Origin of the sequence: Streptomyces sp. NPDC001851 (assembly GCF_040297165.1) — a bacterium.
Lineage (GTDB): Bacteria > Actinomycetota > Actinomycetes > Streptomycetales > Streptomycetaceae > Streptomyces.
Map to the genome: position 1 here is coordinate 46,901 of NZ_JBEOYR010000039.1, position 17,982 is coordinate 64,882.

At 66.3% G+C, this 17,982-nt stretch carries 13 protein-coding genes and 1 pseudogene; 7 read left to right on the top strand and 7 right to left on the bottom strand.

The window, feature by feature from the left end; all coding sequences use genetic code 11:
• Positions 1–22 precede the first annotated feature (22 nt).
• From ABT171_RS37955 to ABT171_RS37965, 3 genes are all read left to right on the top strand, one after another.
• A complete protein-coding gene (locus ABT171_RS37955) occupies positions 23–739 on the top strand; it encodes a restriction endonuclease (protein WP_351250982.1) in 717 nt (238 codons plus the stop codon).
• Between the two features lie 582 nt (positions 740–1,321).
• Positions 1,322–3,436, top strand: coding sequence for an ATP-dependent nuclease (locus tag ABT171_RS37960; protein ID WP_351250984.1), 2,115 nt, complete (start codon positions 1,322–1,324; stop codon positions 3,434–3,436).
• Positions 3,436–5,319: a UvrD-helicase domain-containing protein gene (locus ABT171_RS37965; protein ID WP_351250986.1), complete on the top strand. Its 1,884-nt coding sequence runs from the start codon at positions 3,436–3,438 to the stop codon at positions 5,317–5,319. Before ABT171_RS37960 ends, ABT171_RS37965 begins: the two co-directional genes overlap by 1 nt.
• Positions 5,320–5,645: 326 nt before the next feature.
• On the opposite strand, the gene ABT171_RS37970 is transcribed toward ABT171_RS37965, so the two are convergent.
• Together ABT171_RS37970 and ABT171_RS37975 are read right to left on the bottom strand one after the other, a co-directional pair.
• Positions 5,646–6,770 (bottom strand): GNAT family N-acetyltransferase, encoded by a 1,125-nt coding sequence (locus tag ABT171_RS37970; protein ID WP_351250988.1) that lies wholly within the window; start codon positions 6,768–6,770, stop codon positions 5,646–5,648.
• A gap of 157 nt (positions 6,771–6,927) precedes the next feature.
• Positions 6,928–7,056, bottom strand: a complete 129-nt coding sequence (locus ABT171_RS37975; protein ID WP_351250990.1) for a hypothetical protein — start codon at positions 7,054–7,056, stop codon at positions 6,928–6,930.
• Positions 7,057–7,487: 431 nt separating this feature from the next.
• On the opposite strand from ABT171_RS37975, the gene ABT171_RS37980 reads away from it, so the two are divergent.
• Positions 7,488–8,738, top strand: coding sequence for an IS701 family transposase (locus ABT171_RS37980; protein WP_351250992.1), 1,251 nt, complete (start codon positions 7,488–7,490; stop codon positions 8,736–8,738).
• Between the two features lie 106 nt (positions 8,739–8,844).
• On the opposite strand, the gene ABT171_RS37985 is transcribed toward ABT171_RS37980, so the two are convergent.
• A protein-coding gene (locus ABT171_RS37985; protein WP_351250994.1) for an IS5 family transposase occupies positions 8,845–9,662 on the bottom strand; the annotation gives its coding sequence in 2 pieces (ribosomal slippage) (positions 8,845–9,320 and positions 9,320–9,662; 819 coding nt in all).
• Between the two features lie 92 nt (positions 9,663–9,754).
• Between ABT171_RS37985 and ABT171_RS37990 the strand changes: the two genes are divergently transcribed.
• The 3 genes from ABT171_RS37990 to ABT171_RS38000 all read left to right on the top strand — a co-directional run bounded on the left by ABT171_RS37990 (position 9,755) and on the right by ABT171_RS38000 (position 12,854).
• The gene (locus ABT171_RS37990) at positions 9,755–10,363 is read left to right on the top strand and encodes a hypothetical protein (protein WP_351250996.1); all 609 of its coding nucleotides are present in this window, start codon (positions 9,755–9,757) and stop codon (positions 10,361–10,363) included.
• Positions 10,357–11,778, top strand: coding sequence for a hypothetical protein (locus ABT171_RS37995; RefSeq protein WP_351250998.1), 1,422 nt, complete (start codon positions 10,357–10,359; stop codon positions 11,776–11,778). The genes ABT171_RS37990 and ABT171_RS37995 overlap by 7 nt, the downstream gene beginning before the upstream one ends.
• 185 nt (positions 11,779–11,963) lie before the next feature.
• On the top strand, positions 11,964–12,854 hold the full coding sequence (locus tag ABT171_RS38000) for an endonuclease NucS domain-containing protein (protein ID WP_351251000.1): 891 nt from the start codon (positions 11,964–11,966) through the stop codon (positions 12,852–12,854).
• A 241-nt stretch (positions 12,855–13,095) separates the two neighbouring features.
• Here ABT171_RS38000 and ABT171_RS38005 read toward each other — a convergent pair whose 3' ends face one another.
• From ABT171_RS38005 to ABT171_RS38020, 4 genes and pseudogenes are all read right to left on the bottom strand, one after another.
• Positions 13,096–13,386, bottom strand: a complete 291-nt coding sequence (locus tag ABT171_RS38005; protein ID WP_351251002.1) for a hypothetical protein — start codon at positions 13,384–13,386, stop codon at positions 13,096–13,098.
• Positions 13,387–13,780: 394 nt separating this feature from the next.
• Positions 13,781–14,899, bottom strand: coding sequence for a DnaB-like helicase N-terminal domain-containing protein (locus ABT171_RS38010; RefSeq protein ID WP_351251004.1), 1,119 nt, complete (start codon positions 14,897–14,899; stop codon positions 13,781–13,783).
• Positions 14,899–16,166 (bottom strand): annotated as a pseudogene (locus tag ABT171_RS38015) (DNA cytosine methyltransferase). Before ABT171_RS38015 ends, ABT171_RS38010 begins: the two are co-directional and overlap by 1 nt.
• On the bottom strand, positions 16,163–17,953 hold the full coding sequence (locus tag ABT171_RS38020; protein WP_351251006.1) for a type IV secretory system conjugative DNA transfer family protein: 1,791 nt from the start codon (positions 17,951–17,953) through the stop codon (positions 16,163–16,165). Before ABT171_RS38020 ends, ABT171_RS38015 begins: the two are co-directional and overlap by 4 nt.
• Between the last annotated feature and the right edge of the window lie 29 nt (positions 17,954–17,982).

Consider the following 17,982-nt stretch of genomic DNA (forward strand, 5'->3'; position numbering starts at 1 on the left):
GCCCAAGACGTCTGGAGGTGTGGTGTTCGATGAGGACGGGTCGCTCGACCCGCTGCTGAAGTTCCTGCTGTATGCGGTCATCGCGCTGGCCGTCGGCAAGATGCTCTGGGAGTGGCTCACCGAGGATGTCGGCCAGTGGATCACCGTAGATTTGTGGGGGCTGATAGCCGATCACCCGTGGTGGACCGGGCTCTTCGTGGTCGGCGGACTGCCCATGCTGCTCCTGCTCGGCAGAATCCTGTCATTCCTGTTCGGCGCCAACACCTACGCCGACGTGGACGACACGTTCGCGGCTCCCTCTGGCGATGCGATCGAAGCGGAGGCGCTGACCTTCAAGATGACGCAGCTTTCGTCGATGAGCGCGACGGGTTTCGAGCAGGCGTGCACTGATCTCCTGGCCCGTGACGGATTCCGGCGTCCCAAGCGGGTCGGAGGCGCCGGTGACCTAGGCGTGGACATCACTGCCCGCGATGATGAAGACCGCCTCCTGATCGTGCAGTGCAAGCAGTATCAGAGCCCAGTCGGGTCAGGCCACGTGCAGAAGTTCAACGGGACAGCCCGCCCGCACCACGGAGCCGACCTCCCGATCATGATCGCGCTCAACGGCTTCACGCAGCCGGCGATCGACTTCGCCCAGCATCACCAGCTCATCCTCATGGGCCGCCCGGAATTGAAACGATGGGCCCACGGCGAGCACCTCTACGACGACGTCCTCGGCATCCAAAGCACGACACACTGACGCCAGCGCACACCCAGCTGAGTCCGTCCCCGGAGATCCCGCCTAGTGGCCGGTGGTCCCGTTTCGGGCTCAGTCCGGTGCGGCGCGTTGTCATGGAGATCGGCCCGGGCCCCTCCCGGCGACGAGCCCCCCAGCGAGGCGGCCTTGGGTCGAGATATCGTGAGGTGACACCCCTGTGATGACGCCGCGGTCTCCGGCATGCCGGTCCTCCTCAATGGGTTCTCTACCCCAGCCGCTCACCGTCTGAAGCGCGCTTCCTGACGATCCGTCACCTTGCTGCTCGGCGGGGGTAGGTACAGAGGCTGCCCGCAAGGCCGCAGTAGCGGACCCCCCTTTCAGCAGTCGACCGCTTTGTGTCTACTGATGATCTTGCGTGATCGAAATTGACAGGTATGAGGGAAGTGTGAAACGGGAGGCGTTCCCGGTGGCAGGATGCAGCTCCAGGGCCTGAGGAGGCGTGAGCGCGGTATGGGGCTCGTCCGTTCGTCGAGTGCTCGACAAGCCCTCATAGGCATAGGTGCGCGGCAGGGAGTTGGGGTGTCTCAGACCGGTACGAGTGGCATTCCGGGCCAACGGGCTGGCTTGAGCGAGTTGCCCAGCCACAAGACTCCGACGCCACCCCGCCTGACCAAGGCTGTAATCCAGAATTTCAGGTTGTTGCGTGAGACCGAGCTGTCCTTCACTGACGACGTGACATTGTGTGTGGGCCGCAACAACACGGGAAAGACCTCGCTGGCCAAATTGTTCAAGCTCTTCCTGGCGAAGAAAGACAGCGTGCTGCGCATCGAGGACTTCTCTGCAGAATGCTACGCGGAGTTCCTTGACGCGCACCGCCTCTACGTTGCGGGTGAGAAGGAACAGGCACGCGGTCGGATCCCGAAGGTCACCCTGACCCTGCATATCGCATACGACGCGAACTGCGGACAGTACGGCCCTCTGGCCTCCTTCATTGTGGACCTTGATCCCGACTGCTCCGAGGTCGTGATCAGGCTCACCTATGCATTGAAGGACGGTGCCCTAGACGTGTTCCTCAGCGACCTGGTCAGCAGTGCGGACGCTGCGCCTCTTGAGCGGCTCGCTAGACGCATTCCGGCCCACTTCGGACTGTTTGTGACGGCGGTAGATCCCGCTGACGACGCGAACGTGCGCACGGTCGACCTGGCGGACGTCAAGAAGCTCCTAAAGGTGGACTTCCTCGATGCGCAGCGGGGACTGGACGACGAGGACCGGGAGGCCGCCCAGCCCATCGGAGCAATCTTCGAGAAGCTCTTCACCTCAGCGAAGGGCAGCAAGCGTGTTGAGTGGCTGGAGGATCTCGCCACGCGTATCGACGTGATGCTCACGAACACCTCCAGCGATCTCGACATCAGTCTGCAGGAGATCCGCACCCAGGTGGCGCCGGCATTGACGGCCTTCGGATATCCGGGGCTGGGGAATCAGGAGTTCGTCACTGCTGCCCGCCTGGATTCCCGGCGGCTTCTCAGGAACTTCGCACGTATCCACTATCCGGGAGCGGCTGGCGTGCGATTTCCGGAGTCGTACAGCGGCCTCGGAACGCGCAACCTGGTGATGATGCTCCTCAAGCTCTTTACCTACTACCGCGAACACGCCGCCCAGTCCAATGAACTGGGGATTCATCTCGTCTTCCTGGAGGAGCCGGAGGCTCACCTGCATCCCCAGATGCAGGAGGTGTTCATCCAGCAACTCCTTCAATTTCCCTCGCTCTTCCCACGGCTCGATGCCCAGATGCGCGCGAACAGTCCCCAACCGGTTGGTATGACGGAGGCGACCGGTTCCGGCAGCCAGAATGGATCACCCTGGAACGCCCAGTTCGTGGTGACTACCCACTCGGCGCATGTAGCCAATCGGGCGCGCTTCTCGAACATCCGGTACTTCCGCAAGGAGGAAGAGGCTGCCGAGCCCGGAGACGAGCCGAGGCCGGCCCGTACGGCCATCAAGGACCTCTCCCAGGTTTCGCGCGACGAGAAATTCCTGCTGAAGTTCCTGACCCTCACCCGGGCCGACCTCTACTTCGCGGACAAGGCGATCCTCGTTGAGGGCGCCAGCGAGCGTGTCTTCGTCCCAGCCGCAGAGGAAAAACTCGCAGCGCGAAAGCCAGACACAGCTCTCTCGCATCAGTATGTGACGTTGATGGAGGTAGGCGGCGCGTACGCCCACAAGTTCTACCCCCTGCTGAGGATCCTGGGCATCCCAACCCTGATCATCACTGATCTCGACCCCATCGACGCAGACGGTCCCAAGACCCGCAAATGCACCGTGTCCGAAGGAGGACACACGTCCAACCAGTCCATCCGGACATGGTTCGACGAGACGGGCGAGACCAAGGTGGCCGAACTACTCAGACGCGCCGAGGCAGATGCACCCGTAGCCGCCAACCTTTGCCTTGCCTACCAGGTGCCCGAGCAGCCCGGAGATCCATGCGGCCGTACCTTCGAGGACGCCTTCGTACTGGCCAACCCGACTCGCTTCGGTCTCTCCCGGCGTAGAGCCACGACCACGAACGCGAGCCTGGAAAAGAGAGCCCGCGACAAGGTGGACGGCAAGGGCAGCAAGGTCGACTTCGCCCTCGAGCACGTCCTTGGCGAACACGACTGGGAGGTGCCGAAGTACATCAGGCGCGGTCTCGAATGGCTCATGGCACAGGACGGGACGGCGACGAAGACGGATGACGAGTGATGACGGCACATCCCGAAGAGCTGGTACACGGCAAGCGCGTCGTCACCGTGGCCGAGTCGGAAGCGCAGACGGTACGGGAGACGATCCTGACCGCATTGCGGGAGGGTAGCCACTTCAAGTTGGAGGCCGGCGCCGGTGCGGGCAAGACGAGCTCGCTGATTCAGGCACTTCAGAGCATCCTCACCGACCGAGACCGGTACCTCCCGCGACGGGACCAGCGCGTCGCCTGCGTCACCTACACCAATGTGGCCCGCGACGAGATCATCAGTCGCACCGACGGCAGCCCGTCCGTCTTCGCCGACACCATCCACGGCTTCCTGTGGCAACTGCTCTCTCCCTTCCCCAAGTACCTGCTGCGCTACGTCGTCGAGGTCGACGCCATGCAGTCCAGGCTGGAAGGGCGAACATCACTGGACGGCTACACAGTCGATTACAGCACCGGCTACCGGAAGGTGGACCACGACACACTCCACGTGCAACTGGCGCACGAAGACCTTCCCGCCCTGGCTTGCAAGTTCTTCGCCCTCCCCAAGTTCCGGGCCCTGGCCGCCGACCGGTTCCCCATCGTGTTCGTCGACGAGTACCAGGACACCCCCGCCGGTCTGGTGGAGGCCATGTTGGGCACGCCGGGTGAGGAGACTCCCCTCCGTGGTCCCCTCTGCGGATTCTTCGGCGACCACTGGCAGCAGATCTACGACAAGGTGTGCGGGACCATCGGCGACCCGCGCGTGAAACCGATCGTCAGGAGGCGCAACCGCCGGTCGCAGCGCGCTGTGGTGGATCTCCTGAACGCGATGCGCCCTGAACTGGAGCAGACCACGAGCCGGGGAGCAGGTCAGGGGAGCATCGCCATCTACCACACCAACGACTGGGCCGGTACGAGGCTCACCCACCACCGGAAGGGACAGATAGGCTGGGATGCCGCGCATGCGGCCCGCAGTTGGGCCCTGGAAGACGCCCGCCGACGCCTGTGGAACACCGAGGTATCCGATGGCTTGGACGGAGCGCGGGCGGCAGCGCCCAGCACGAAGATCCTCATGCTCACGCACGAGACGATCGCCGGCGAATTGGGCTACCAGCGACTTCACCAAGCCTTCCGGCGCAACGAGTCCTATGTGAAGAAGGAGGACCACGTCATGGCCTTCTTCCTGGACGTCCTGGAACCCGCACTACTTCATCACCGGAACAAGCGCTACGGCGCGATGTTCGACGCGCTCGGCCACCGCTCGCTTCTGACCTCCCCCGCCGACAAGCACGCCTGGGCGGCCCTCCTGAAAGAGCTCGAGAAGACCCGTGAGGATGGCACTGTGGGCGACGTCCTCGACCTCTGCCTGAACCAGCAGCTGTTTGATGGACTGGGAAGGGTCCGTGAACGCCACCGTAAGTCGGTGCCACTGGCCAGCAGCGAATCGCAGGCCGAAAGCGACGACAAGGCCAAGGCGCGAGCGGAAGAGTACGAGGCCCTGCGTGCTGTTCCGTATGCGCAGCTACTGGTGTTGCATGACCACCTGGGCGGTGGCACGCCCTTCGCGACGCAGCACGGAGTCAAAGGCCAGGAGTTCGACAGGGTGCTCGCCGTCGTCAGCAAGGGGCACACTCGCTTCCAGATCCCCGAGATGTTGGCGAATTTCTCCCGGCGTCACGGACTGCAGGGGAAGGAGCGGGAAGCCTTCGTCAGGGCGCGGAACCTCTTCTACGTGGCGTGTTCGCGGGCAAAAGAGCACTTGGCCCTTCTCTTCACCACGAAGCTCGACCCCGCTGCGCTCGACACCCTCCGCGAATGGGTGGGCGACTCACGGATCATCTCTCTGCGGTTCGATGGAGACTCTGTGATATGCGGCGAGCGCGAAATGAACAACGCTGTCTCGCCAGTGCACGGGTAGGCTGTCGGCCCTGGAGCGGCGGAGCATTGCCGCACAGCACCTCCGCCGTGCCTAGCGTATGGACCAGGGCGGGGCGTGGGCTGCTCACCTTTGCCCAGCTCACTGAGCGCTGGAGCAGCCGCCACACGGGCACTGGGAAGAACCATCTACGACCGCGACTTGCGTAGTGAGGCGAACGAGGTACCACGTCCGCTTCCTGTATGTTCGTGAAGATCTCACCCGTGGCTTCTGGGGCTCTCCTTATTACCTGGTGCCGCTATCTACCTTGCTCGCGCGCACCCAACTCTCGCCCAGCCCTGCCCACGCCGGGCGCACGTGGACTGACGTCAACGGCGACGCCATGGCAGGCGGCGTCTCGCGGGCGGGTTGAGCACGGCTTGCACGGCGCGGCCGAAGTTCCCTGCGGCGGCCTCGAGATCTCGGGGCCTGCGCGACTCGTGGTACCGGAAGACCTCGGTCATAAAGGTGTCTGTGGCTTCACGGATCCCTGCGTTGGAGTGGCGCAGAAGTGGAGCGGCGGCGTGGGCGACCGCTGCCAGTTTCGGGATGATGGAGGCCGTAGCGGTCTTCACCTGAGTGCGCTCTTGGGCCAGGAACCAGGCCACCCCGCCCGCTCCGGCGGCCATCTGGCGCCAGTCCGGTTCCTTGGCGAACGCGGCCACCCCGAGCCCCGTCATGGACGCCAGGATGCCGGCCCGTACTGTCTCCATGCGGTTGCTCCACAGGGAGTGGTCGGCTTCTACGGCTGCACGCAGGTCGGCTACTGCGTGCACCATGGCGTCGAACTGGGCTCCGAGTGCGCCTTGCTCGGCCTTGGCGTCGGCGCGGGCCGTCGCTCGGGCAGTCAGCCATGAACCAAGGGGAACGCCCGCCAGACCGATTGTGGCCGTGATGAGCGCGTTGGGGTCGAACGTCACGGGCCCAGAATGCCGGTGCCGATCTTCACTGGTGGCGCTGTTGCCAAGCCGTGACGGACGGGGCGTCTTTGGTGGCGGGCCGGGGGGCGACCCCTCCCGGGCGCACGGGTTCGCGCGGCCCGCCCCGACGCGGGCGGTGTACGGCCACCCGGTACGCCTGCCCCTTTCACGGACGCCGGCCGTACGCGCGGCGTCCGCGAGGTGTTCCAGCAGGAGGGTGGCCACACCGCGGTGGTGCCAGTCGTCGGATACGGCCACCGCGATCTCCGCCGTGCCGTTGACCGGCAGGACCTCGTACTCGGCCAGCCCCACCAGCCGCCCACGGTACTCGGCGGCCAGCGCGCGGTATCCGGAGCGTTCGCCTCCGGCCACCCGCTCAGCGGCTTGCCAAGCGGAGGACGGGCTGGCGGAGAAGAACCTGAGCCGCAGGTTCTGCGGCGACATCTCCTCGTACAGGCGCTGCACCGCCTCACGATCCGTCGGGCCCGCCCGCCGTGTGCGTACGGTGGTTCCGTCGGCCAGCAGTGCATGCACTGGGGCTTCCTGGATATTGGTCAGCCCGAACTCTCCCTCCGTACGGTTCGGCCTTTAGCGTCCGGCGGAGGGGCCCGGTGGCACAGGGGCTGACTGGGCACCGCGTGGGCCGAACGACCCTTCCGGGCCGTGCACCGCCAGAAAGCCCTGCAGCATCTCACTGCGCCAGCGAGGAGTAGCCGGTGACCAAGACCTGGTGCGTGCGCAGGTCGAGCGCCGGCGGCCCGTGCCGCACGATCTCCGGCTCCACCAGGCGCCTGCGGTGCAGCACCGCCTGTATCCGCACCAGCAGCTCAACAGCCTGAACGGCTTGGCCAGGTAGTCGTCGGCGCCGTTGCCAGGGCCACCACGCGGTCCGCCTCCTCGTTCCGCGCGGTCACCGCGGTGATCGCCGCGTCCGACCGCGCCCCGCAGCCTCCGGAACACCTCGACACTCTCGATGTCGGGCAGCCCCAGATCGAGCGGCACGGCATCGGGACAGGGCACCGACAGGGCTGCCCGCCCGGTCCGGACGTCCTCGGCCGAGTGGCCATCGTCCGTTCGCATTGGGACCTGCGGATGGGCGAGGTCGCCGGAGCACAGGCGTCGAGGCGGCTGCAGACACCCGGGCAGGGGTGAAGGCAGCGCACGAGCGACAAGGGGCTCTCGTAGGCGCCGCCTTACTTAGTACTCCAGTCAGATTTCGTGTCCTGAGCTGGTGGTTGTCGTTGTCCGGGTATGGAGGCGATAGTCGAAGTCGACCAGTGGCACGGTGAGTTGGAGGCGGTGTTCGCTCGGGTGGCGGGCTGCTTTGCCCGGGTGGATCTGCGCCGGCGGATGCGGGACTATGTCCGCGGTCTGCTGGCGCCGGTGGGACGCAAGAACGGCTGGCAGTTGGCCGAGTGGGCCGGCCACCGCGACCCGGCAGGTCTGCAGCACCTGCTCAACGGCGCCCGATGGGACGCCGACGCGGTCCGGGACGATGTCCGGGCCTATGTCGCCGAACGGCTTGGCCCGGGCGGGGTGTTGATCATCGACGACACCGGCTTCATCAAGAAAGGCAGCACGTCGGCGGGGGTGGGTCGGCAGTACACCGGAACCTCGGGAAAGATCGACAACTGCCAGATCGGGGTGTTCGCCGCCTACGCCACTGGCTCGGGCAGGGCTTTGGTCGACCGGGAGCTCTACCTGCCCAAGTCCTGGACGTCGGACCGCGAGCGCTGCCGGGCGGCGAAAATCCCCGACGAGCGGGGCTTTGCCACCAAGGGGGAGCTGGCCCGAGACATCGTGCGCCGCTGCCTGGCCGCCGGTCTGCCCGCCGCCTGGGTCACCGCGGACGAGGCCTACGGCCAGGACTGGCACTTCCGCCGCCTGCTCGAGCAACTCGACGTCGGCTACGTGGTCGCCGTGCCCAAGTCCCAGCAGATCAAGTCCCTGGCCGGAATCTGGCGCATCGACCAGCTCATAGACGAAGCACCCGGTGATGCCTGGCAGCGGCTGACCTGCGGCGACGGAGCGAAGAGGCCGCGGATCTATGACTGGGCCGCGGCCAAACTGCCCGCCAACCTGATCTTCGACCCCGATCCGCCCACCCACCACCGCTGGGTGATGGCCCGCCGCAGCCTGTCCGACCCCGCCGAGGTCGCCTACTACCTCGCCTACGCACCCGTCGGCATCGAGCTCGACGAACTGGTCCGGATCGCCGGCAGCCGATGGGCGATCGAGGAATGCTTCCAAGCTGCGAAGAACGAGTGCGGCCTGGACGAGTACGAGGTCCGCCGCTACCTCGGCTGGTATCGACACATCACCCTGGCCATGCTCGCCCACGCCTTCCTGACCGCCCTCGCCGCCCAGGCACACGGTGACGCAAGGGGGGCAGCAGAAACGGATCAGCCCTCGCCCCGCTCACCGTGGCAGAGATCCGGCGCCTGCTGGACACTCTCCTGCCACATCCCCGCCCCCACCAGGACAGACGCCTCCACGCCCTGAACTGGTCCCACTGGCGCAGACGCCACCAAGCCACAGCCCGCCGCTGCCACTACCGAAAAAGAGCCAGCTCAGGACACGAAATCTGACTGGAGTATTAGACCGTGTCCTATGTGGTGAGGCGGACGAGCCGCTTGTAGCAGCACAGGGCGGCGGCGAGTCCGAGAAAGGCCAGGTAGTTGCGGGGGTTGCGCTCGTATCGGGGGCTGAGTCGGCGGTAGCCGGACAGCCACGACATCGTCCGCTCGATCACCCACCTGCGACGACCCAATCGTTCGCTTGACTCGATGCCCTTGCGGGCGATCCGGACTCCGATGCGCTTGCCGCGTAACCATCTCCGCAGGTCGGGCCGGTCATACGCCTTGTCCGAGTGCAGGCGTTCGGGCTTGAAGTAGCGGCCGCGATGGGGGTCGTGTCTCGTTTGGTGATCAGCCACCATGGGCTTCAGTCCTTCACTGTCGTGGGTGTTGCCAGCTGAGACACCGACGACCAGGGGCAGTCCGTTCGCGTCCGACAGGATGTGCATCTTGGAACCCGGCTTGCCCCGGTCCACGGGGCTCGGACCTGTGTGTTCGCCCCCTTTTTCGCCCGGACGTGGGCGGTGTCGAGAACGACGCGGGTGACGTCGATGAGACCGGCGTCGTCGAGCCGGTGCAGGACCGCTTCGTGCAGACGGGCCCAGACGCCGGCTCTGGACCAGATGAGGAACCGGCGGTGGGCCGTGGACTTCGAGACGCCGAAGCAGGGCGGCAGCGCCCGCCATGCACAGCCGCTGACCAACACATAGATGATGGCCGCGAACAGCGTCTCATCAGGGGTGTTGGCTGTTCCGCCGCCCTGCGGCCGTGTTCGTTGCTCTGGGATCAGCGGCTTCGCGATGTCCCACAGCCCATCTGGCACGATCCAACTCCACGTTCCCCGCCCCATACCGGGGCAACGTCCGCCTCACCACATAGGACACGGTCTTACTGGTCGTCGCGCTCTGTATCGCAGCTAGTACGTAAAGATACTCTTGCGCCGTGCCGGGTGAAGAAGAGCACGTGAAGGGCGCCGAGGCGGTGCAGCGGGTCAAGCGGTGGCTTGAAGGCACCATGCGGGTGTCGCAGTCGTACACCAACACTGATGGCGCGTGGGCACGGAAGCTCACCCTCCGCTGGCCGTACGGGAACGAGAATCCCTTCTCGTACGACCTCGGCGGGATGATGCGTGGCGGTGAGTGGGACGGCCAGATGTTTTGCGCCGAAGTGAAGTGGCGGAGGAACGCGAGCGACCAGGGCACCGCGTACAAGAGTTTCCTGGCCAAGTGCTATGTCGCGTTGACCCAGGAGTACATGCTGGGAGACCACTACATGTGGATCAGTTGGGCGCCCTTCCGGGCCAACGACTGGGATCAGCTCACCGGTCCGGAACTGATCCGTGAGGCCGTGCTTGCGGAGTCGCTGCGGGTCTTCGGCATTGATGATCCGCAGGCGGCAGCCGAGTCGATCAAGGACGAGCTCCTCGATGACTTGTCCAAGCGGCTCTGGGTGGTCGTGATGTCGGAGAAGCAGGAGAAGCTGGTGCCACTGGATGACTGGCGGGGAGTTGTCGCCAACTTCTACAACAGCCAGGGGAGGTCGTCATGGTGACGCCGGTGGCGCCGGAGATCAGCAGTGCCCTCGACCACCCCGATCCGCGCCAGGCCGTCGAACGAGTCAAGGATGTAGTCCAGAGGCGCCTTCTGGACGTGTATCCCACCGCTCGGATCGTGCGCACGGACTTCTTCAACCACACCTACGTTCCCGATCTGTTGATGACGTGGACCTCTGGCCCCCGTAGGGTCGAGCGCCGCGTCTACCTCCGGGCGTCCTCTGATCCAGTCCTCCTGGCATCGGACGTCCAGCTCTTCGAGCGTGAGCAGCAGCCTCTGGTCGTACCTCTTGCCCATGTCGCCTCGGGGCCTTCACGGGCTCGCTTGGAGACCGTCGCCGAAGAACGTCACACCTTGGTACTCGATCCTTCAGGTCTTGGAGCGCTGCCTGCCCGTACCCCCACTCGGACGGCGACCGCTCTGGCATCCGACGCCATCGTCGAGGGGGGCCGCGGGATCATGGGAGAGCGCCAGGTGGAGCACTTCCTGGACGCGGTCGGGTCGGGGGTGGAAGCGGCTCGGGAGGGCAGGGTGGATCCGACACGCTTGGCTCTTTCGGAGGTGTTCCGGCGCACGGTGCCCGACGTGTCTCGCCGCATGTCTACGTTGATGGCGGCCATGTGGCAGGGCAGCGGGCGCTCGCTGTCCGAGTTTCCGGCCGATGTGCCTCACCAGTCGTCCCTCGACGATACCTCCCTGAGTCTGCTGCTCTCCTCTCCCGAGATCACCGATGAGGCATTCTGGCGTCGCATCCAACCACTCGTCGATGCCAAGACGCTGTTGCGGACGGACATCACGGACACGCCCAACCTTCAGCGACTGATGCGCAGTGCGGTGCAGGTATGGAAGGGGCATGTGTGCATGGTGGTCGAGCGGGAGGGTACGGGCGCTGGGACGCGGTGGCGCTGGCTGATTGACCACGGGCACCTCGGCCTGCGCGGCCCCGGTTTCGTGGCGTTCCTGGCCGCCAGCAGGAAAGATCTGGACACTCCCGATGAGTACGAGGCCCCCCTGCTGGCCGAAGTGCGGGACCGAGCCGGACGGTTCGCCATTCCCTTGACCTCGATCCGGATGCTGATGACCAACCGCAGCATCGGCTACGACGCTCCAGGCGAGGATGTCACGCATGACCCACAACTCGACGGGATCAGTGCTGCGTTGGGGCAGGAGGTAGGCGTAGTCGAGGCGCAGGCGCTCACACCCACCAGGATCCCACTGCGGTGCAATTTCGTAAGCCGAACTGCCAGCCCACCGGGAGCGAGGGCCCTCGTACCGTACGCCGAGCTACTGGGAACGACTCTCCGTCTGCTCCTCGACCTGGACGACGACGATGCTCGGCTGCTCGACAATCTCCTCGACTCGAGTGAGCCAGCTCCAGCTCGCTGGGAGCAGGCCGATCTCTTCGAGAGCTGAGGCAGATCGCGTTCGGAACGTGCACTGCGGTCCAGGCCCGCGTCTTGTGATCAGCACGAAAAGATAGCCCGGCGTTTAGAGGGGACGCGCTCTTCTTCTCACACTATCTTCACTCGCTCGAAGGCCCTCGCCGAAACAATCTCGTCTCCTCCTGACGTTCTCGATCTTCGAACCGGGGAGGGAAGGTGTCGGGCCTGAAGCTGTTCCATACGACAGAAAGCGGCATGACGGAGGTCACGCCGCGTCTCGCTGAAGCCGAGGCCGATGTGCAGGACCTCATCGAGGCACACATGGAGGCGATGCTCGGCGTGCGGTTCCTGGCGAGCGAGTACGTCATCGACTGCGTCGACGGCGGGCGGATCGACTCGCTCGGGCTCGACGAGAACAACGCGCCCGTGATCGTTGAGTACAAGCGCGGCACCGACGCAGGTGTGGTCAACCAGGGCCTCTACTACATGTCGTGGCTGATGGTTCACAAGGATGCCTTCCGGAACCTGGTCCGCGACCGGCTCGGGGCACCGGCCGCGTCCCAGGTCCTGTGGAGTGCGCCCCGGCTGATCTGCGTCGCCGGCGACTTCACCCGCTACGACGTGCACGCCGTACGCGAGCACCGGCGCAGCATCGACCTGGTCCGCTACCGATTCTTCGGCAACGATCACATCGGCCTTGAGTCCGTGGCGTCCGTCAGGGGGCATTCGGCTACGGCCAGGCGGGGTCTCCGGCGGGCGGTGGGGCTACCGGCTGTCCGCAAGCAGTGTGGAGCGCTGGCGGAGCTTGCGGAGGCCACCGACGAGGTGCTGCTCGGCCTTGGAGAAGGGATCACCCGAGTCCAGCGCAAGCAGTACGCGGCCTACCAGCGGCTGCGCAACTTCGCCTGTGTCTGCCCGCCGCAGCAGACCAAGCTCCTCGTCTACCTCAAGGCCGACCCGAAGAGGGTCGACCTAATTCCCGGCCTCACCCGGGACGTGGCAGGACTCGGTCACCACGGTACCGGCGATCTTGAGGTGCAACTGCGTACGGAGCGGGACCTGGAGCGGGCCATGGACCTGTTCCACCTGAGCTACGCCGCGGCGTAGCGGGCAGCAACTGACAGGGCGGGACGACCAGCATAGGGGCGAACTCCGCACGTACTCGGGTGGCGACCTCGAACACGGTCAGTGCGTAGCTGCGCAGGATGTCCATGTCGCAGCCAACGGAGCGTTAGGCGTTCTCACTATGACTACTGACGACGGTGCAGGCGATCATCTGTCGTCGGCCGGTCAAGTAAGGGCAATAGCGTGAGTGGCGGAGCTCGCTCCCAGTGCTCGAAGCGTCGAGTCAGGTCGCGGAGCAACCTCCGGTCTCTGGCCTCTCCAACCTATCAAGAAGCTCACGCATGATGGGAAGGAGCAGTTCCGCATGCCTCTTCGCCACATCCGTGTTCCCCTGGCGATGCATTTCGAGCAACTCGTCGACCGCCTCTCCAATCGTTCGCACGAGCTGGTAGACGGGGCAGTGCGTTCTGCGGATGACTCGACCTGCCAACTCGGCCACCTGCACGAGGTCCTTGCTGTGCAGATCCAACAGGTGCGGATCGGCGATCGTCTCGGTGTAGCCGCCCTGCGGCATGCTCCTCTGCGGGACTTGAGATGTCGCTCCGCAAGTACGCAGAAACGCGAGCACAGCACGCTCAGCCTGTAGCGCTTGATGACCCGTTTTGAAGTCAAGGGTGAGTTCGGTCGTCCATCCCTGCCGCTCGTGATCACGCAATCGGGACTCGTGGCCGGCGGCAGTCGCGACACCGACCTTGAGAGCTCTCAAAGTCGGGTGACCTACTACATACAGGAAGGCAGGTTCGTCGGCCCGCTCGTAGAAGTTTCCCCCCGACACACTGCCCCCAGACTCCGCCTTACCAAGCGGGTGAAGAGTACTGGGAACCTCTGACAGTCGATCCTCCTGCCGCTTCGGGGCGCTTTCTACAGTGGAGCCGGGCCAGCTGAACGGCCAGCTGGCTCGGGGATGGCTAACGGGAGATACGCGCGCCGGGTAGGGCCCTCGTCCGCGGCGGGCTGGCGCGGGGCGCGGTCTTGGCTCTGGCACGTGCGGGCTTTGCCGTCGGTGCCGGTGAGGTGGCGAGGTGCCAGCGGGCCCGTACGGCGGACAGGTCGGCGAGGGCACGACGGCTGCCGACGATGAGCTGGTATGGCGTGGTGGCCGAGTCGGTGGTGAACGCCTCGACGAGCCGGCCCACGTGGTGGGCTGTTGTGAGGAGGGTTCGCTGGAGGATGCGCTCGCCCCAGTGTTCTGGGGAGCCCGCTGGTTCGGCCAGGACGTCGAGTAGCTGTCTCGGCTCGGTCGCGGCGTCCAAGAGGCCCCGTTGCTGGGCTTCCCACAGAACGGTTATTGGGTCGACGGGAGCATGGCGTCGGGTCAGAGCGGTCAGGCACTGCCACAGCCCGGCGTGCAGGGGGAGAGTGAAGTCCCCGGCGGTGAGCCACTTCATCTGCTCGACGTCGCCGGGGTGCGCGATTGCGGTTGCGAGCAACAGCCGTTCTTCACCGACCGCCGCCCCGTCGTCCTGGCTGTTGGTTGGTGGCGGTGCCGAGGGGCGCGGCAGGGCGCCGGAGTGCGGCGGGAATGTTGCGGCGATGGTGTCCACTACGGCGGCGAGGGCGTCCGCTTCGGTGAGTGTGCTGGGCACCGGGTGGGGGAGTGAAGAGTCCCGCGCGGTCTGTGCGAGGCGCTGAGCGGTGGCCCGTAGGAGGCGGCGGGCGTGTTCGGCCTCGATCATCCGCGCATACGCCGGTGCATGCCTCGGCCATGGACAGACCTGTATCAGTGAGTGGAGGTACGAGGCGGTCAGCCCGCGGGCCCGCTCGCGGGCGCCGGTGAGCACCGCCTCGAGCCATTTGGTGTTCTTGGCGTGCTCGGCCGGATCGGGCGCCGGCAGGGAGCGGATAGCGGCGAACACAGCCGCGTGCGAGGCGGTGGAGAACGCTGCGGGGCCGATCCCGGTCACGAAGTCGAGACGCCACGGTTCTAGCAGGAGAGCGCCGAGGAGTGCCTGCTCGGCGTAGAACACCGGCTGCGGCGGTGGCACTGTGTCGAGGGCGTCGTCATTGGAGTCGGAAATATGGGGCATCAGGCGGCCAGAGCGAAGTCGTCGGGATTGAAGGGGCGGCTCAACTGCGGTGCGAGCAGGTGAGCAGCGAGCAACGGAGGGACGGCATTGCCAATCTGCTGGAACCGCTGCCCCTTGTTCCCCTGCCATGGGTAGTCGGCGGGTAGGTCTGCAATAGGTCGGCCTCGCGTGCGGTGATCCGGATCGGCTCGGGCACGGTCGGAACGGCGTCCTGCGGTTGTGCGGTGGCGGGCTCGGCGACCCAGGTGCACTCATTTGCGCGGTGCCCGAAGAAGAGCGTTCCGGCCGGCTCCTCGATGGATCTAACGGTGGCGTTCGCCTGATTGTTGCTCCGCAGGGACCAGGACCAGCGTGGTGCCTCCGCGGTGAACATGGGCGCTTGGGCGTCATCGGGCAGGTTGTCCCGGCTACTGTGCCGGGTGGCCGACCTGGGTCCCTTCGGGCGGGATGGCGGAACGATCCCGCCCGGTCGAGGTGTCCAGGTGCCACGGTCACGGGCGTCTGACAGCGTCTTGCGGGAGCCTGACGGGAAGGGCTCGGGACCACCCCCCCGTCCGCCGCCGGCGCAGACGGTGGGGACGGGCCGGTCTGTGGCGCCCCAGCCGAGGGCCTCGGCCATGCTGACCCAGCGGGCGCGGCCTGGCCCGAACAGCGACTCCGGCTCGGCGACCGGCGCGTGAGTCGGCGGTGGCGGTTCGGCGGTGCGGACGCGGGAGGCGAGCAGGATTGCCCGCTTCCTTGTCTGGGGCACGCCGTAGTCGGCGGCGTTCAGGATTCCGGTCCACACGCTGTAGCCCCAAGTGCGCAGGATCATCGCGTACTGGCGCCATAGCGGCAGCACGTCGGGGACCTCTTCCATCACCACCCATTCCGGCCCGCTGTGCTCGTTGAGCGCGTGCAGGTAGCGCATCGGCTCTGCCACCAGGAGCGACCGCTTGTCCTTGCAGGACGCCAGCAGCTTCGCTCGGGTGTCGCGGCCCTGGGCAAGATCGGTCACGGCTTGGTGGACCAATGGCTGGTCGACGAGCCCGAGGCGTTTGCCGGCCATCGACCACGCCTGGCAGGGCGGACTGGCGATCAGCCCTCGCGTGCGGCCGACCCACGGCCACGTCGGGTACGTGGCCACGTCCGTCCGGATGGTCAACTGCCCGGCGGCGGCTCGCGTCTTGCAGGCCCACTCGTCCCATTCCAGGCCGAGATCGGGTACGCCAAGCACGGTCAATGCGTGGCTCCAGCCGCCCGGCCCCGCGAAGAGGTCGAGTATCAACTGGCCAGCCCGAAGTCGTCCTGCTGGGCTGTGCTCTTGGCAACGGCGCGGGCCGTGATGGCCGTGGAGGCGCGGGCGGAGGCGGCGGCGAGTTCGCCGGCGCCGGACTCCAGGTACCAGGGGCGCAGGTCGAGCATGGCGGCGCGCATGCCGGTGGCGAAGCACAGGGCGGTGCCCTTGGGCAGGGCGCGGATCGCGTCGGCGGGCAGGATCCGCTCCTGCCGCATGCTGACGGAGGTCGACTTCCCGGACTCGGACGTGGAGGTGGAGGTGGTCTCGACGTCGTGGTCACCGATCAGCCGGGACAGCTTGTCCGCGAAGTCCGGGTCGTCGATACCGGATCCGATGACTTTGACGGTCGCGGCCGACCACATCGCGTCCATGCCCGCGTCTCCCCAGACCTTCTGGCCCTGGCGGTAGGACTGCAGGATCGTGATCGGGATGATCCCGCGTGAGCCGAGGTGGGAGTACAGGTCCGGCAGATCGCTGATCTTGCAGACGTTGGCGGCCTCGTCCAGGATCGCCAGCATCGGCGGGTCGAGTCGGCCGCCGGCGCGCTCGGCCTGGGCGGTCGCGGCCCGCATCACGGAGTCCGCGCACGCCGCGATCAGCGCGGAGGCGCCTCCGCCACCGTCCTTGGACAGCAGGTACAAGGTGTCGGTGGAGGTGACGAACTCGGCGGGCCGGAACTCGGGGACGTCCTTCTGCGGGGTCACCCAGGCGGCGATCTCGCTGTTGAGGAGTGCGGCGGCGTACTGGCGGGCGGTCTCGTAGATGCCGTCACGGGTCTCCGGCGGGCCTTCCACGGTGCCCTTGAGCTGGGCGGCGACCGCCGTGAAGTCGTGGTCGCGCAGGATGTCGAGCGGGGTGCGGTCGGCGGGGAAGGCCAGCCACTGCATCACGTCCGTGATCGGCCGGTCATCCAGCGCGGCGGCGAGAAAGAGCTGGCTGAGGATGTTGGAGCCGGCCTTGGACCAGAAGTCGCCCTGCTGGGAAGCGTCCACGGAAGCGGCGAGGAAGTGGCCGGCCAGACGGCCGGCACCGTCGAGAGTCTTGGCGTCTGCGAGGGGGTTCCACCACATCTCGCGGGCGGCATGCGCAATCTGCTGCGGGTCCATCGACCACACCCGTCCCACCCCGGCGCGGGCGTCCAGGGTGGCGGTGTAGGCGTCACCGGCCGCCTTGTTCGAGGTCAGCAGGACCGGTCCCGGCGCGTTAAGGATGGACGGGATCGCCAGCGACGTCGTCTTTCCCGACCGCGGTGCCATGATGGCGACGGCCACGTCCTCGTACCCCATACGGACCTCGTGCCGGGTGCCCTGGAGATTGCCGAGGAGGATGCCGGTATCGCGGGCGTCGATGTGCTTCGCGGTCTTCAGGCTCGGGCGTAGCGAGCGCGCCTTGTCGGTGATCGCCTTGGCCATCAGAGGCTCGATGTCCCTCGGCTTGGCCATCCCGGCGATCTTCTTCTTCCGGCCGCCGCCGTTGTTCTTGTGCCGGGCCCACAGCAGTCCGGCCATCGCGCCGAGAGCGAGGAGAACGGTGACGGGGATGATGCGGGCACCGATCAGCAGGGACGTTTCCCCGAGCTGGGGCCAGAGCTGGTCGGGGTGGAGCAGGGCGGTGGTCGGCTGGTACGGCGCCCGGGTGTGCCCGGTGAGGTAGGCGGTGATGTTGCCGGACAGCCAGGCGAGGTGAGAGAGGGGAACGACGACGGCGAGGACGCCCATCAGGAGACGGAAGGCGATGTCGTAGCCGTCGGAGTTGTTGGTGGAGGCAGGAGGCAAAGGGCTACGTGCTTCGGTGCGGGGACAAG